The 15,638-nt window shown below is 46.8% G+C and carries 14 protein-coding genes; 7 read left to right on the top strand and 7 right to left on the bottom strand.

Going from position 1 to position 15,638, the window contains the following annotated elements; translation table 11 throughout:
- Position 1 precedes the first annotated feature (1 nt).
- From sctU to QL234_RS27710, 7 genes are all read right to left on the bottom strand, one after another.
- A complete protein-coding gene (gene sctU / locus QL234_RS27740; protein ID WP_281561006.1) occupies positions 2-1,054 on the bottom strand; it encodes a type III secretion system export apparatus subunit SctU in 1,053 nt (350 codons plus the stop codon).
- Positions 1,051-1,845 carry a type III secretion system export apparatus subunit SctT gene (gene sctT, locus QL234_RS27735; RefSeq protein ID WP_281561005.1) on the bottom strand — a complete coding sequence of 265 codons (795 nt, stop codon included), beginning with the start codon at positions 1,843-1,845 and terminating at the stop codon, positions 1,051-1,053. The genes sctU and sctT overlap by 4 nt, the downstream gene beginning before the upstream one ends.
- Positions 1,846-1,848: 3 nt before the next feature.
- Complete coding sequence (gene sctS / locus QL234_RS27730; protein ID WP_044831080.1) at positions 1,849-2,112, bottom strand: type III secretion system export apparatus subunit SctS; 264 nt, start codon at positions 2,110-2,112, stop codon at positions 1,849-1,851.
- 25 nt (positions 2,113-2,137) lie between these two features.
- A complete protein-coding gene (gene sctR, locus QL234_RS27725; RefSeq protein ID WP_281561004.1) occupies positions 2,138-2,788 on the bottom strand; it encodes a type III secretion system export apparatus subunit SctR in 651 nt (216 codons plus the stop codon).
- Entirely contained in the window at positions 2,785-3,927 is a 1,143-nt protein-coding gene (gene sctQ / locus QL234_RS27720; protein ID WP_281561003.1) for a type III secretion system cytoplasmic ring protein SctQ, read from the bottom strand. The genes sctR and sctQ overlap by 4 nt, the downstream gene beginning before the upstream one ends.
- Positions 3,924-6,449, bottom strand: a complete 2,526-nt coding sequence (locus QL234_RS27715) for a type III secretion HpaP family protein (protein WP_281561002.1) — start codon at positions 6,447-6,449, stop codon at positions 3,924-3,926. The genes sctQ and QL234_RS27715 overlap by 4 nt, the downstream gene beginning before the upstream one ends.
- Before the next feature lie 142 nt (positions 6,450-6,591).
- Positions 6,592-7,194 carry a sigma-70 family RNA polymerase sigma factor gene (locus QL234_RS27710; RefSeq protein ID WP_281561001.1) on the bottom strand — a complete coding sequence of 201 codons (603 nt, stop codon included), beginning with the start codon at positions 7,192-7,194 and terminating at the stop codon, positions 6,592-6,594.
- 716 nt (positions 7,195-7,910) lie between these two features.
- Here QL234_RS27710 and QL234_RS27705 point away from each other — a divergent pair.
- The 7 genes from QL234_RS27705 to QL234_RS27675 all read left to right on the top strand — a co-directional run bounded on the left by QL234_RS27705 (position 7,911) and on the right by QL234_RS27675 (position 15,491).
- The gene (locus QL234_RS27705) at positions 7,911-8,309 is read left to right on the top strand and encodes a CesT family type III secretion system chaperone (protein WP_281561000.1); all 399 of its coding nucleotides are present in this window, start codon (positions 7,911-7,913) and stop codon (positions 8,307-8,309) included.
- A gap of 50 nt (positions 8,310-8,359) precedes the next feature.
- Positions 8,360-8,647 carry an EscF/YscF/HrpA family type III secretion system needle major subunit gene (locus QL234_RS27700; RefSeq protein ID WP_281560999.1) on the top strand — a complete coding sequence of 96 codons (288 nt, stop codon included), beginning with the start codon at positions 8,360-8,362 and terminating at the stop codon, positions 8,645-8,647.
- 61 nt (positions 8,648-8,708) lie between these two features.
- Positions 8,709-9,233, top strand: a complete 525-nt coding sequence (locus QL234_RS27695) for an EscI/YscI/HrpB family type III secretion system inner rod protein (protein WP_281560998.1) — start codon at positions 8,709-8,711, stop codon at positions 9,231-9,233.
- Positions 9,234-9,337: 104 nt separating this feature from the next.
- The gene (gene sctJ, locus QL234_RS27690) at positions 9,338-10,051 is read left to right on the top strand and encodes a type III secretion inner membrane ring lipoprotein SctJ (RefSeq protein ID WP_281560997.1); all 714 of its coding nucleotides are present in this window, start codon (positions 9,338-9,340) and stop codon (positions 10,049-10,051) included.
- A complete protein-coding gene (locus tag QL234_RS27685; RefSeq protein ID WP_281560996.1) occupies positions 10,051-10,797 on the top strand; it encodes a SctK family type III secretion system sorting platform protein in 747 nt (248 codons plus the stop codon). Before sctJ ends, QL234_RS27685 begins: the two co-directional genes overlap by 1 nt.
- Before the next feature lie 80 nt (positions 10,798-10,877).
- Positions 10,878-12,980: a hypothetical protein gene (locus QL234_RS27680; protein WP_281560995.1), complete on the top strand. Its 2,103-nt coding sequence runs from the start codon at positions 10,878-10,880 to the stop codon at positions 12,978-12,980.
- 612 nt (positions 12,981-13,592) lie between these two features.
- A complete protein-coding gene (locus QL234_RS27675) occupies positions 13,593-15,491 on the top strand; it encodes a hypothetical protein (RefSeq protein WP_281560994.1) in 1,899 nt (632 codons plus the stop codon).
- The last annotated feature ends 147 nt before the right edge of the window (positions 15,492-15,638 follow it).

Raw genomic sequence — 15,638 nt, 5'->3', positions numbered from 1 at the left:
ATTAATGTTGCTCCTGTTCGCGTTTGAGTTGTTCAACCCATTTCAGCACTTCCACAACAGGGGCGATATAGTCAGACGGAATATAATTATCAATCGCCGCCTTGGCGAGCAACCCTCGGGCCAGGGGAATATTTTCCATAATAGGCACATCCGCCTGCCTGGCCCACCTTTTCATCTGTTGGGCGTTGTCATCGGTGCCCATGGCCGTCACCAACGGCAGCGGGGTCACGCCTTTTTCGTAATAAATCGCCACCGCGACATGGGTGGGGTTGGTGATCACTGCGGTTGAACTTTTCACCCTGGGTTTGACTTCTTCTTCCATCAATTCTTTATGCATCTGTTTTCGTTTGCCTTTAATTTCAGGATCCCCTTCCGATTCTTTAAACTCCCGCTGAATTTCATCCATGCTCATCATCAGCTGTTTAATGTGCTGCGACTTTTGAAAATAAAAATCAAACACCGCAATAATGATGAAAGCGAGCGCACTGTAGATGAACAGCTGGATAAACAGCGAGCCCACCAAAGGCATAAGGCAGCTGATGCCGCAGTGGGGAATTTTAACGAAATCATTGATATTGTCGGTGATCAGCTGATAGATCAAAAACCCTAAAAACAGAATTTTCACAATCGATTTGAGCACTTCGATCAAACTTTTCTTCGAAACGATTTTTTTGACCCCTTCGGCGGGATTGATCTTTTTAAATTCCGGCTTTATCGATTCAAAGGAGATCAAAAAACCGAACTGGCCGACATTGGCGGCAATCGCGATGATCACCACCAAAATAATAATCGGGGTGAGCATGGCAATGGCATGGTCAAACAGCTCATTAAGGATTATTTTAAAAGCCGCCCGAAAAGGTAACTCATACACCGCGTCCAGGGCATCGATCATGGCGGCAAAGTGCCTGATATAAAAATCGCTCATGGCAACAAACAGGGCAAAAATGCCGCACATCAATAACGCTGAAACCACTTCTTTGGACTGGGCCACCTGCCCTTTCTCTCTGGCATCACGTATTTTCTTGGGCGTGGGTTGTTCGGTTTTTTCACTCATAAGGCACTGAACACCGTTTTAAAAAGTAACGAAAAGGAGGCATCCAGCGAATGAATTTCCTTATTAAAAAAGGTTAATAAAATCCCGACATAAACCACAAGAAAAGCAAAGGCTACCGCGCTTTTTACCGGCATCGCCAGGAAAAATACGTCTAGCTGCGGGGCAAAACGGCCGATCATCGCAAGACCAAATTCGCTGAAAAACATGGCGACAATAATCGGCGCCGACACCAGCAGCATCAGGTTCATTAATAGATCCAGCAGATGCAAAAAATATTGAATATAGGCCGGAGAAAAATTCGGGGTAAATTCACCGATAGGCCACATAATATAACTTTGATAAAGCGCCCCTAAAAACAGCAGCATACCGCCGCCTGAAAAAAACAGGGTATTTAATGCCTGGGCCAGCAAGATCCCCAGCGGGGAAGTTTGCGAACCCGACAGCGGGTTAAGGGAGCTGGCCATGGTCGCCCCCCGCTGGTTATCGATAAAAAAACCGACCGCCTCTACCGCCCAAAATAAAATCGCCATGGAAAAACCCACCAGTACCCCCAATAACGCCTCTTTCATCAGCAGGGTGCACACCAGCATAAGCTCCAGCGAATCAGGCATAGTACCGGCCACCACAGGGTAAATAAAAAGCGACAAGCTCAGGGCAACGGCATTTTTTAGCATATTGCCGCCCATCACCTGGGAGCTCAGCACCGGCAGCATCACAAAGGCAGCCAGTATGCGCGCCGTCCCCAACACCCAATGAATAAAGGCGGTTTGCAGCATCTCGATATCAGGCACGACTTAAAGACTCCCGATGTTTTTCAAGATCAGCTCGGCATAATTATAAAGCTCGATACCGACCCAACGGGCCGTTGCCACCAGGGTAAATGAAACGGCGATCAACTTAACGCAAAACGACAGCGTTTGTTCCTGGATCTGGGTCAGCGCCTGAAACAAACTGACCAAAATCCCGACCCCGGCCGCGACCAGGATCGGCGGCAGCGACAGCATTAATACCAGGGTTAATACCTCAATGGTATGGTGAATGATTTCTGCATTATTCATCGGCAAGTACTCTGCTAATAACTGCTTACATGTAGGTTAAAACGAGACCGTGGATCAACCTGGCCCAGCCGTCCAACAGCACAAACAGCAGTAGTTTAAAGGGTAAGGAAATCGTCATCGGCGATACCATCATCATGCCCATGGCCAGTAAGATATTCGAGACGATCAAGTCAATGGCAACAAAGGGCAAATAGAGCAAAAATCCTATCTCAAACGCCGAGGTCAGCTCGCTGACGGTAAACGCCGGCACCAGGATCAATAAACTGTTGTCATCAATTCTGTCGCTGTACTCTTTTGGCCATAGTTTTTCGGCGTTGACTTTAAAAAACTTCCGTTCGCGCTCGTTAGAATGCTTTTTTAAGAAATCTTTGAAGGGGATCACGCTTTTATCGATAACCGGGCCCAGGTTGGCTAAGCTGTTTAACTCTATCGGCTCCTGTTCGACAATATCCTGGATCTCAAACATCACCGGCGCCATAATATAAAAGGTTAAGATGATCGCCAGGCCGTGAAGCGCCATATTGGGGGGGATCTGCTGTACCCCCAGGGCATTGCGCAGCAGTCCCAGCACCACCGCGAGCTTGACAAACGAAGTGGTCATTACCGCCAGAAAAGGCACCAGCGCCAGTACGGATAAACCGATAATCAGCAGTATCGGATCGATCTCGCCGCTCATTTTGCAACCCCGCTACCTTGCCACTCGACAACCCGGGCGCCGAGACGCTGGTCAATTTCCACCAACTCGCAACGGCCTAAACACTTGCCCTGCACCATAATGGAAACCGGGGCCTTAAGATCTAAACCGAGATCAAAGCTGTACCCCGGCCCCAGGCGTTTAAGCTCTGCCAAGGTGATGGGGGCCTTGGCCAATTCAAAGTTCAAGGTGATGTTGATGTGATCCAGGGCATTATCATCACTGTGTACTACGCCAGAGTCACTGCACGGAGAAACGCCTTGGTTATCTTCTTCCGGCGGTGACATGTCTTCATCAGCAGCACCCTCTTGTTCAGCAGTGCCCTCTTCCTGGGTAAGTGAGAGGCTGTAGTCACTATAACTGCTCTCTTCGGTAAATGAATTATCGCTGGCTTGAAGATCGTTAGGCATGTTGTACTCCAGTGTTTGAGAAAATTTCAATTGGTTTTTATGGTAAGAGGCAAGGCTGTTGCCCGCCCCGTCTATCTGTATTTTCAGGCCGGTTTCCGGGTGATAGACCTGATCGAAAAAAAGCACGTCATCTACTTCAATCCGGGTAAGATCGGCCACGGATAGTTGCGTTTGCGCGCAGATAACCCGCAGCCAAAACGGCAAATCGTCTAGGCCGCTATTGGCAGGCGAACCTTGCCAGGCCTGCAGGTAGTGCTGTGCTTGTGCCCAGGGCAATTTGACTAGCCCCAGTCCCTGTCCGGCGCTGGTGCTCAGCAATAGCGGCAGATCCACCCAGCTTGTTCCGGCTTCGAGCTCGGCATAAGCTTGCTTTTCTATGCTTACCGATGCCGGTGCAAACAGCCGGGACAGGATGGGCTCAAGCGTGTCGGTCAAAAATGCTAGCTGTAATTCCTCGGGTAAGCGGCTTGCCTGAGGTAATCCCTGGCAGCATAAAGCCAGTAAAGCCTGATCGAGTCCAAACAACATTTCGCTGCCATCGACATGCAGCAGCAGGTAATGGCTTACCTGACAGTCAGGTAAAACGGTCTTCAACTGCATCTGCCAAAGCCCTCCGTCCGCTGCCTGGTGTTGCCAGCAATAATCAACTCCCAGAAGCTGGTTGTGATGATGTATTTGCTCGCGGCTTAGGGTTGGGTAACATGTGTTCATTGTGAAAGCTCCTCAAGCCATTCCTCGTAAAGGTCGCGCTGTTGTTGTGATTCCTCGTCACCGGGGTCGTCGTTAAAAAGCTCCACTTCAATGGTTTCATGGCCTTGTAACTGCTCTAATTGCTTAACCAGCAATTCTTTATGCGCTTCTAACAAAGTAAAACTCTGTTCCTGGGTTGTTCTTATTTCTATCGATATAACGCCGTTTTGACGCTCTATCACAATGGATGTGCCCGGCAAAACATCTTCCTGCAACTGCAGCTGGATACGCTCTTGCCCTGATGGCAATGCCGTGAGCATGGCTTCAACGGTTCGCACCAATACCTGTTGAAGATTGCGCACATCATTTTCCTGGCTATTGATATTCTGCAAAATGATCTCTCCTACCGGAGTATTTCTCGCTGCTGAGACTTGCGGCATCACCGCCGAAGCTGTTGCTAACTCTTGCTCTGACTCTGAAAAGGACTCTTCCCGGGACCGGTTATCACGGGGAGCTTTTTCACCCCCACTACTGCTGCGCCCGGGGCCCTCTGCACCTGCAGAGTGAGTTAAACCGGCAGCATTAATTACCGCCTTAGCAGGCAAGTCATGGGGTTGTTTTTGCGTTTTCTGGGATTGCGAGTCAGGATGCCCCCCTTCAGATTTATGCGCTGCAACCGCCGCTTTATCTGAAGAGGCTGGCATGGCGTTATCTGCCCGGACACCTCTAGCGTTATCGCTGTTGTCAGCAGTTGCTGCAAATGATGCACTCAAGGATGATGCCGGTGGCGCTACCCTGGCCTGCTCCCGTGAAGCTGCTTTCTCACCAGAAAGTGTTTCCTCAGCTTCACCGCTAATATTTTCAAGATCTGCAGTATTGCTATCTGAGGCAAGATCACCGTGACGCACGCTTGATGAAACTATGGCTGAACTTGTGACGACATTTGTTGTTGAACTTTCAGACACATTTTTGGGCGGCATAACCACAGGAGCCGATTGTGTTTCTTGTCTGCTTTGAACGTCTGCAGCAGCGCTTTTATCAGAGCTGGTTCCAGGCAGACTTGGTGCTACTGGCTTGTCTGTATCCTTATTTATTACTATGTTCGCCGTTGACATAACCGGCGTTGACGAACGGTCAGCAGAAGCTGTGCTTTTAACTTTCGGCTCAGTCGGCTGATAGCTGTCATCCGATGGCAAAGTCTTGATATTTGCCTTTGGCTGCAAAGTCTGTTGCTGATGAGCATCTCCCTGATCGCTTGCTGTCACCTTAGCAGCTGTTCTTTCTCCCAAAAGCACCTGCACTTCCCGGCGGCTTGGCACCTCAGCAGGGGGTTCACCAAAGTTAGTTTCAGTCAAACTTTTTGCTGTGGCCTTATTCAGGTCTTTATTTATTGATTCATTCACCATTACAGTGCTCATGACCGCCATTGGCGAATGGCCCGGGGAAACGATACTTTCTCCCGCCGCTTCTACTGCCCGATTAGTATCACCTTTAGGCAAGGCAGTGATATTTTCCTTTGGCTGCAAAGGTTGCTGATTGTGAGCATGGCGCTGATCGCTTGTTGTCACCTTATCTGTTGCTCTCTTCTCAAAGAAGACAGGGATATTGTTATCTGCCTGAACAACTCCGGAGGTCTTTATGCTATCAACTACGGTTTCAAAGGCAGTTTCCAAAGAAGGTAACTGAGATGTAGCAACAGCATTTTCCCGCACAGCCGTTTTTTCTTGCGAAGGTACTTGCCATGTCTCAGAAGATATTTTTTCATCAGCCGTGCTATTCATAACAGAGGCAACACCGGCATCTTGTGAGACAGGAGCAGGCATAACCGGCATTGGTGAACTTTCCTGAAAAACGATGCGCTCTTTCACCGGTTCAACCACCTGGTTGGCATCACTTGCCGGTAAAGCATTGATATTTGTGTTTAGCTCAGTCTTCGCCAGCAAAAGCTGCTGATCTTTAGAGTCTCCCTGCCCGCCCACAGTCTCTTTATTAACAGGGGCAGAGATATTGTTATCTGCCTGAACAGCCCGAGGGGAATTATTGCTTGCATCGATTTCTTCAAAGGCTGTTTCCAAAGCAGGTGCCTTTGATGCAATATCAACATTTTCCCCTGCTGCCTCAAGGGGCATATTTTCACTTTGGCGGCCAAGCACTGACTTCTCCACCGCCTTATTGCCTGCAATGTTCATTGCGCTATTGGCCATAGCTACATTATCTGCCGACAAGTTTGAACCGGTCGGAGAAGCCGAGCGCTCTGTCAATTGATTAACCTCGCTTTCTTGAAGGTTATCGACCTTAAGTCGCACGGCAGCTTGAGTCTCCCGAACAGCAGGAGATGACAATACTGATGCCCGTGAATGCGCTACCTTTTCATCGGGGGAGCTTTTTACTTGTTTGGCAGCAGGCGTTTCTTGTGCCAATAGCCTGTCAAACAAATGTTGATCTTCCCTACGATAGCCTGGCCTGTCATCAGTTGCTGGCAAACTGTCAGTGATTGTTTTCAATGGTTCCATTTTAGGTGTCATCGCGTTATTTGAACTCAATTAAGTGCTCAACAAAATTAAACTTGCCCCGATGCTGCAATGTCGGCCATTCGCCAAACATTGACATTTCAAAGCGTATTTTCCATAGGTTAAGTCGCTGGCTGCATTCAGGGCACACAAGGCCATATTCAAGAACCCCGCCTTAAGCGACTTCCGGAAGTGATTCTCTGATAAATTTACGGGCTTTGTGTAAACGGTTGCGAAATCCCTGGTAGGTGGTATCCGCCAATTTATAAGCCTCTTTTTTCGAATGCCCCTGTATGACACCCAAATGAAAAGCTTGTTGGTGAATTTCGTCGAGTGAATTAATTTTTTCAGAAACCTTATCTAAACCTTGCTTACTCATCAGTATCCTTTCCGGGTTAACCTGGGGACAGATGGAGTCCAGTAAATATTCATCACGTACATGAACATTTTTAAACTGGTAATTACGGTTAAAATAATTGCGGACAGAATTTACGGCGATACCGATAATCCAGGTCGAAAACTTTGAGTTCCCTTGAAAGCTGTTCAGGAAGCGGTGCGCCAGCAAAAAAGTCTCCTGGGTCACATCATCGGCATCGGCATCACAGGAAAGGTTTTTTTTGATATAGGCATTCACTTTCGAATAATGGCGTAAAAATAACTGATCACGTGATTTATCACAGCCGTTAATGGCAGCTTCAAATAGTTCCCGATCCTTAAGTTCATCCTTTTGAGCGTTAGTGGTAGTTGCTAAATCTTGGTTAGTGATCACTGTTTGCATGATAAATATTCCTTTCAAATAATTGGAAATGTCTTTCCATAAATTTTGTGGTTGTCGTGTGTTAGCGGCATAAACGGAACATTGGTATTTGCAGCCCTGCTTGATGTCGCAAGTTGATTATTGACAAACCGACACCTGCGCTGTAGTGACAAAAAGTATTGCTCTGTATCCGAACCTGTCAGGCACAAGCAAAGAAAAAAGGCAGAAAAAACCAGGTCACAACCACTTGATTAAAAAGAGAAAAGAAATAAATTAACAACTAGGCAACATTATTATTAAAACAAAGAGGCGAAACCCGGCACAGGGGCGAAAATACCGGCCTTAAGTGGAAGCCAGCACACATTTTGAGAAATCCCCTCCTTATCTGAAAAAACGGTACAAGATGATACAAAACGCTAAATTCACCGGCTATTAACCTTACCTTTACTTTGTTCTCGCGCAGCGAAATCGATTAAAAAACAAACTCCCCGCAAAAACGAGCGAGAAAAAAATTTGAAAGCAACCGCCCTTAAGTCATAGCTGCGAGTAACCTGTCCGGCTAATGTCATCAAAAAGGTGTCCACAGAATCGAATAAAAAGCAGCAAAAAGTAAAAACAGTTTTCGATTACCCGCCTCTTACCAGGCACAACCTTTGATGAGGTTGCCTGATAAACCAGAACTCAATAACCGGTGTCGCAACCGACACTACTGTTACTGATTGACAATAGGAAACTTAATGATGTTAACAAGCTCGCTGAATGACTTGCTCGCAACTTTATGCCAGCGCCAGGGATGGCAGCCGGTAACAGCGGATGAAAGAGGCTACTTTAAGCTCCAGCTGGATAATGTTGCGCTGACACTCTTTACCCAGGGGGATCTGCTGCTGATGGACAGCCCGGTGCTGGAACTGAGTAAAGATGTGCAACAGCGTTGGTATCAACAGAATAAAGTACTGCAACTGATGTCAGTCAACCCGGACATTGCTCAGTTCAGCACCTATTACTGCGAACAGCAAGGCAAGCTTTGCCTCTATAACACCTTGCCAAGCGAGCTGCTTGATATCGGGGAATTTGAAACGTCACTGGCAAGTTTTGTCGATGGCATCGAATGGATAAACAACCAATTACTCAACTGATTTCTTATAAAGAATCAACCACTACTTAACTCAACTAAAAGGTAAATACTATGGGCTCACCAGTAACTAACACAGCCAAAATCGACATCACCGGCCTTCCGGGACAGAACGACGACGGCAACATCAACCTGGCGGACGTTTCCAACTCCTTTAATAAGGTCGTCGACAAAAAAGAAGAAGCGATAAAAAAATTACAGGATGAAGGGGATTTTGAAGACACCAAAACCGTCTTGTTAATGCAGCAAATGATGAACGAATGGAGCTTTACCTTAGGCCTGTCGAGTTCATTAACCAAAACCATTGCCGATTCATTAAAAGGCATAGTACAGAAAATTTAATCTGACCCCCTGATGACGACGGTTCGCCGTCGTTTCTCTTTTATTTTTGGAGAATGTGATTATGGAAACAGCTGCAATTTCCGCCAGCAGACCGCCGGCTGACGGTCAACGGATACAAACCTATCAGCCATTTGACAATAACCAGGCACCAGGTGCTTTACCGCCAAGTGCCGACCCACAGGCAGTGTTAGTGTTTGAACAGCACATGGCAGCTCCGCAGGTACAAGAGACAGGGTTTGAAGCCCTGCATTATGACCGCCCCGGCGATATCGATCCCACCAGCTGTACTGCGGGGGAAATTAGAACCGACGGCGGCTGCCAGTTAAGCGACGGCCGTGACGGCACCGCAGGTGGCAGCAACAGTATCCTCGGCGACAATATCCTCCAGGGCCTGGACAGTATTCGCAACGAAAGCAACGAACGCTTCGACAGTATTCAGGCCATGCTTGATAAAGACGATTTAGGCACCGCCGATTTGTTGCAGACCCAACTCGATATCCAGCTGTGGTCTTTGCACCATGATGTTTACTCGAAAATTACCGGGACCTTTGACCGCAATGTCGACACCTTATTAAAGGCACAATAATACTGCCAGGTGCCTATAAGTTTTTACCAGGGCAGATCCTCCTTACCCATTTATAAAGCAATGTATAAAAGCAATGGACAAGAGCCATGAACAAGAGCGCAAAAATGAAATTATTAAGAACTTTTACCCTGCTGCTGGGCTGTATGCTGCTAAGCGCCTGTCAGATTGAACTCTACTCAGGCGTTGATGAACAGCAGGCCAACGAAATGGTATCGATTTTAATGGACAACGGCATTGCCGTGGAAAAAATTCCCGGCAAAGATAAAACCGCCACCTTAATGATTGATGAAATGGATCTGCCGCTGGCCATTAGCCGCTTGAAGGAGCAGGGCTACCCCAAGGCACAATTTCAAACCTTGGGGGAAATCTTTGTTAAGGACAGCATGATCAGCTCACCCATGGAAGAACGCGCCCGCTATAACTTTGCCATGACCCAGGAGCTGGCAGGCACCTTGTCGTTAATTGACGGCGTGATCAGCGCCCGTGTGCATATAGTGCAACCGAAAATAGATGATTACGGGGTGAAAACCGGTACCCCCTCCGCTTCTGTCTTTATCAAGCATGCCCCGACCATGGCCACCGAGCAGCTGATCACTAAAGTCAAATTGTTAGTGGCCCACTCTATTCAGGACTTGGAGTATGAGACGGTTGATGTCGCCCTCTTTGAAGGACGCGCACCGCTGAAACGCTCTCCCAGGGAACCTGCCTGGTACCTAACTCCCTGGCTATTAGCCCTTTGGGGAGGACTGGCCTTAGTATTGCTCACTATGGGCGGCCTGTTTGTTTATAAGCAGCGCACGGCTAAAGAGGACAGCTAATGTCTGAGCCACTTGATCACAAGCTGCTGGCCTTTAATTTTTATCCCAGCCAAAGCCTGCACCCAAGTTGGTGGCCCCTGCTGCAGGGGCTGGCTGAAAACAGGGCTGAAAGCCAAGGCGAACCGGCAACACAAGAAAAAATGCCAGAGCCTCTGGCACCGGAGCAACTGGACAGCCTCAATGCCAGGCAACCTTATCTGGTGTCAAGCTGGCTGTTAAAGCAGCATAACCTTGACGGACAATTCGACTTTGACTTCGACAGCCCGGAAAAACAGCTGTTTTTGCAGTCACCACCAGAATTGCAAAGGTTGCGCAACTACTTAACGGCCTTGCTCTATCATCCCTTTATCGCCTCTTTGCTGGCCGCGAAAAAAGTGAAGGTAATAAAACAGGTACTCGGGGATGAGAGTTATCAATTTGCAGTAAAACAAGCTCCGCTGTTGCTTAACCAGATACCGGAATTTTTGCAAAAGCACATGACGGCAACTGATACCTTGAACTTTTCGGAGCCGGAAAAGCTGGATCAACAGCTAAATCAGGCAGGTGCAGCGCTGCTGGCCAGTGCGGTAGGGCAATACGCCCCAGCGTTGCAATGGCGGCTATATTGGAAGCTTCCCTTTGCCAGCATTCTTGTTGAAACCAAAAAACGGGCACCGGGTAACCATACCGACACAGAACAGCAAAAACTCTGCTGGCAACTGATTAAAAAAGTCAGCAAACAATTCACCCGTCCAAACACAGCATAATTTGGACGCTACGCCACTTAATTAGATATCGCCTGCTTGATACAACAGGCAAATGCTTAACCTTCAGAGGAGGAGTCGTTATGCCCTATATTACCGATAGGTTGTTTAGCAACCTGGACACCAACATCAAGGATCAAACAAAAGTTGAAGATGCCAGCAGCTATGGCATATTTGATGACTTAAGCGAATCAGCCCTGCTAACTTCAAACGATATATATAGTCATGTGGCAGGCCATCAGCCAGGCGGTACCACGGGTTATACCTTAGATGATTACCTGACCCATGTATGGTCAAAAACAGCCAACGAAACCCATTTTGATGATGTTCAAACCAATAAAACATTCCAGAACGGTACTAAAGCCGACTACTGGATTGATATTGCCACAAAGGACTTTTCTTTGAGCGAAGGGGTACATTGGAATTATGATAACCAGTATCACATGCTGGAAGATTATAGCGATCGTGTCGCCGGCAATGGCGCTAAACTGTCAGAGGCGATAACGGCTAATAACACAGTCAACAATTCAGCATCTGCGCAGGCATTGCTTGATCGCGCCGGCATTGACACCGAAGCAGAAGCAGAGCAGCTTGTCGCCAACATTTTCAAGATCTATGAAGAAAACAACCTGAAATATAATGACGGTAAATCGCATGTCTTTGAGGTTGACAGGAAGCTGGCTTCAGATAAAGCCTATATAGAGGGCGATAGCAGCGGCGGGCTCCTGTCGAGCGATAAATATGAAGCATACAATAAGGGAACTATCAACGTTGACATTAAATTCACCCTCGATTACGACGAAATTTTAAAGGTAGCACTGGCCAAGGCAAATAACACCGCCATTCCCACAGATGCGCAAATGAGCGACAGCATATTTCAATACCTGCACGGCAAATACAGCACTGAGGCCGGGATCACCATCCGGGAAGACTATACCGCAGGCAAGCTCCACCGTAATTTAATTCCCGAAGCCTTTACCAATACTTATGCAATGGAAGAGGCTGCCGCAGACGCCAAAGCGATGACGGGGTTAGATCTTGAGACAATGGAAAAAAACTATAATAAAAACCACCCCGGTAACGAACTTTACCTCACTCCGGGTATGTGGAATGGCAGCAACCCTTCTTATGAAATTGTGCTTGAGGAGGCAAAAGGATATCAGAAAGCATTTAGAGACCTTAAGCCTCAAGGTAATGTCGTCATAGATGTAGGCACAACCTTATGGCAAGAATTTCAGACTTGGGAGAAGGCCCTGGATCCCGAGAGAAAATTTATCACAGAGGGCAGTTACTGGAGAAACGTTGGTGCCGACTCAGCCCTTGCCACTGCGGAATTTGATCTTATAGACCAGGCGTTAAGCAATTTAATAACCACCATCGAAGACTACCAGGCGGCAAAATACTATCAGCATAAATTTGCCGAATATGCTGAAGATAAGAGTTTGATCAAAACAAGCTATCCGACCACAAGAGAGCTGGACACAAGTTTCTGGCAAGGGTTTCTCCAGTGGGCAAACCGGGTAGACTCAAGCAAGCAGTATATAAAACAAGACAGCTTTGACAGAAACAACGCTACCGACTCTATCCTTACCGACGCTGAGTTCAAATCAATCGGAGAAGCGCTCGATACGATAGTCGTTCCGCTGAAAGAGCCGCTTTACCCCTTACAGGTCGAGCAAGATCGTTATTTAACCAAAGACAGGTTTATGCAGAGCCACCGTTTCTACCTCGGAGGCAAAGAACGGCAATATCAAGACACTGCCGATCAGCTGCGCGATCTGAATAAAATGATGGACGAAGCCCGCCATTGGCAGGAATGGATAGGCAAATTCGAACGGCAAGAAAAAGATTTTAATTTAGCCGAGCAAGATCTGAAAAAGTATAATGAATTTTATGCTTGGATTGTTCACTCTGATGTCGCCTATTCGAAAGACAACGATTATGAATCCTATATTGACTGGAAAGGTGAATATGGCAATAACCCGGACATGTCCGAGGAAAATCTGAAGTTGCTTAACACCGAGATGACTAATTACATACAAAGTCTCGAAAATCGTTCCAACCTGGTTACCGTTGATGCCAATCAGCATTTAACCCGCTATAACGAGTCACTGGAATTTTTAAGTGCGATATTAAAACGTATTATGACGACACTGGATAATGTGCTGAGCAATGTTAAAGGCTAAAGCCAGGCATTAATCCTTTGAAATGGAAAACGCTCTAATACACTGAAGTTAAATTCAGTGTGTTAGAGCGTTTAAAGCCCAAATCAGTCCTCCACCAACCAATAACTCCTAAGATAACAACACTTCCGCTCGCCATGGACAACCAGAAAAGTCCGGCGTTTCTTTTATGCAATACGCAAAAAAGAGGAAATGAAAGTGGGGAATCGAAGAAAAAGTAGCGAAAAGTAAAAACAGTTTGAGCTTACCTGTCTCCCATTAAGCACAAGCTTTAACCAAGTTAGCTGATAAACAAAAGTTCAATGGTCGACGCCATAACCGGTATTGCCCAGTGAGCGCTTGATGACAGGAAAATAAAGTTAACAGCATAACTGAATATGCTCCCGGGCAGCTAATCACGAAAGCCAGCCCGCCCCATTGAGGATTTCACGTGTGAATCTATGGGGTTGCACTTTTTCAGGAAATCTTGCTGAAAGACTCCAGGGCACTGGCAACATTGAATTCGCACATAAGTTCAGCTGGCGCCGAAATTACGGCTAGACCAATTAACAAGATACCGCCAGCCGTGAAAACCGGGCTGACGCTTAACCCTTACTCTCACAGGAGCAGTAAAAAATGCCATTTATTACCGACAAGTTATTCACCAACCTGGATTCGAAGAATATCGAAACCGAAGGAGAGGTAGAAAAGGCCACCAGCTATGGGGTTTTTAATGACTTAACCGATCTCAAACTGCTTACTTCCGCTGATCTGCACCGGGATTTAACTGGTTACGATGCAAACGGGACGACAACTTATACCCTGGACGAATATTTAACCAAAACATGGCAATCAACCTTGTCAGAATTTGACGGTTTAACAAGCGATCAGCGCAGCGAATGGGAGCACAACGATCAGTATGAGTTTGAAATAGCCACCCGACGCTCGAATATCACCCCCTGGGATTATGATAACGAGGATTATTTACGCGATGCCTATCACGATCTTGTCAAAAACGGTGGCGCTGAAATCACCACCAAAATTAACAACAACAACCATTACGGCGTCGATGACATAGACTCGGCACAGGCATTATTGGCCCGGGCCGGCATCAACACAGAAGCAGAAGCAGACCAGCTGATCGATAACATCATCAAAATATATGATGAAAACGGACTGACATTGGCTGACGGAAAATCGCATATTTTTGAAGTAAACAAGCAAGTGGCTTCTGACAAGGCGGTCAAAGAAGACAATGCCGACAGCATATACTACGGAGAGGTTTTTAAGAACAAACAAGCAAAACTTGTTGGCTATAACGATACCGACATTTCAGTGGCCGTTAACATTTCTTTGGATTACGACGAGATTTTACGCGCCGCTTTCTCATTTTCCAATGGCAGCAACGGGACAAAAGTGCCGAGCAAAGCGCAAATGGGCGACAGCATCTTTGAATACCTGTATAAAAAATACAATGGCGATATCGGCAGCGGAAAAATTCGTGAGGACTTTACCCCCGCCAGTGCTCAGGATCCTTACCGCAACTTATACCGCAATCTAATTCCCGAAGCTTTCAATAATTCCACCGCCCTGGCAGCCGAAGCCGATGCCAAAAGCATGACTGGCTTAGATCTTATTCAACTGGAATACAATTACAATGTCAGCCACCCCGACAATCAGCTTCATCTTAGTCAGGACCTGTGGGAAGGCGGCGTTGCCCCCTATAAATTATTATTGGAAGGGGCTGAGCAGTGGCAAAAAAAGATTGCAGATAGTAACAATGGCGGTTTTCATTCAACGGTAGATCAAAATACCTGGCATGAATTTACCACCTGGATACGCGCCGTTGATCCCACAAAGCAATATTTCAAACCAGCAGCTCCTGATGCTGCTCTACCAAATCATCCTATTTACAATGATGGTAATAGCGGCCTTTTAAACTGGGAATTTACCAATATAGATAATGATATCAATGCTTTTAAAGCCTCAATACAAAAGACAATAGATGAAATCAACGAGCATTATTTGATGAAAGACCGCTTTATGCAAAGCCATCGCCAATACTCGACGGTAAAAGAGAAACAATACCGGGACGCCGCCGATGAACTGAGCGACATGAACAAAATGCTCGAAGAAGCCCGTAAATGGCAGGAATGGATAGGTAAATTTGAACGGGAAGACAAGAAAGGAGTGCACTTGGCAAGCTCAGACAACATAGAGGAGTTCGGCAAATTTTACGCCTGGATTGTCAGCTCAGATGTTGCCAGCCCGGAGGACAACGATCATACCGCCTATATCGACTGGAAGAACGACTATGACAGTGACGGCGATCAAACCTTGTCTGATGAAGAGCTAACCACGCTTTACACCGACATCACCAATTACCAGGTTAGCCTGGAAAACCGCGGCACTATGGTAAGCGTTGATGCCAACCAGTTATTAACCCGACATAACGAGGCGATGGAGTTTTTAAGTTCGGTATTGTCTCGGATTATGACGTCACTGAAAAATGTGTTGAAGAATATGCCTGGTTAAGCTTACGGACAGAGGTTTCACCTCTATTAAAAGTCACATCTGAATTTTGACAGTGAAACACACAGGTTTACAAGGATCGATGACCCATATTTATGGGCACCCTCTTTGGCAGGGTACTCATAATTTTTTACACCAGCCAAACAGGTT

Source organism: Thalassomonas sp. RHCl1, assembly GCF_947387555.1.
Taxonomy (GTDB): domain Bacteria; phylum Pseudomonadota; class Gammaproteobacteria; order Enterobacterales; family Alteromonadaceae; genus Thalassomonas.
This window is presented reverse-complemented; position numbering and strand designations above follow the sequence as displayed.